Annotated in this window: 1 protein-coding gene and 1 pseudogene; both read right to left on the bottom strand. The window is 42.8% G+C overall.

What is annotated here, in order from left to right; translation table 11 throughout:
* Positions 1-476 (bottom strand): hypothetical protein (locus ACS8FC_RS17455; RefSeq protein WP_439297715.1); only part of this gene is annotated, 476 nt, incomplete at its 3' end.
* A gap of 119 nt (positions 477-595) precedes the next feature.
* Positions 596-712: pseudogene (rph, locus tag ACS8FC_RS17450) on the bottom strand (ribonuclease PH); the annotation flags it as partial.

The raw sequence follows: 712 nt of genomic DNA, 5'->3' as shown, positions 1-712 counted from the left end.
TTGATATTTACATGGCGTTTTGTCAGTGCTTGCCCTTCTAATATGGCTTTAGTCACTTTCGCCTCTTGAGCACTTTCAAAACCAGTAATATGATATTTGCGTGCATCACTGCTATCGACAATCTGTAGCCCGTCACCGATAAGCACAACTTTATCGTTGTCAGTCAAATGAATGTGTTCACGTTTGCCTAAATTGTCATGTACCAGCTCAGCAGCCCGCACCCATAATGTACCGCTACTAATCATGCCACTCATGGCTTTTTTATGCTGCTGGCGTTTTTTGTTAAAAATAAAACTACCGACGATAAGCAGTGCCAGCGCACCGATAGCCAATCGCTCAGACAATAAGCTCATTGCCATAGCGACTGCCACTGCCCCTATCAGTAATGCAGATCCAAACCAAAACATACCGTTGTCAGCATTATTCGGCTGACCCTGTAAGGTGATTTTGGCGCCATCATCAGTCAGCTTGAGCATGCATTGTTACCTATTGCGAGATGTAAAAAGTATTTTTTATGAAAAAACTGCCTATCAGAGACTAACAGGCAGTTATTAAAACTAAAAATAAAGACAGCAAGTTTTATCTAAATACCAGACTACCAGCCAAGTGCAGTCTGCTGCATTTTGATCAATTCAGCAATGCCTGTTTCAGCCAATGACAGCATAGCGTCTGCTTGAGCGCGAGTGAACGGCTTTTCTTCAGCAGTACCTTG

The organism is Psychrobacter sp. 1Y4 (genome assembly GCF_051847555.1).
This window is presented reverse-complemented; position numbering and strand designations above follow the sequence as displayed.